1 protein-coding gene is annotated in these 255 nt (G+C 35.7%); it reads right to left on the bottom strand.

All coding sequences use genetic code 11. The annotated features are described in order from the left end of the window. Window positions 1-255 (bottom strand): transposase (locus M3226_RS31950; protein ID WP_251573457.1); only part of this gene is annotated, 255 nt, incomplete at both ends.

The raw sequence follows: 255 nt of genomic DNA, 5'->3' as shown, positions 1-255 counted from the left end.
TACAGCATCAAATATTCTCTTTAAACCTATTTTCACATCATCCATGTCTTTTTTTGGCAAATGATTAAAGATATTGCGTTTGAAATGTACTGTGCAGCGTTGCCAAGTAGTCCCCACAAATTCTTTCAAAATGGCCTTTTTTAGGCCTTTATGTGCGTCTGAAATGATTAATTTAGGTGATTGTAGTCCTCGTGATTGTAGGTACTGAAAAAATCTTTGCCAAGCCTCAAAACTCTCAGAGTGATCTACCTTTAA

The sequence above is a fragment of the Neobacillus cucumis genome (assembly GCF_023715505.1).
The sequence above is the reverse complement of the archived record's forward strand: the minus strand, read 5'-3'. Positions and strand labels throughout refer to the sequence as shown.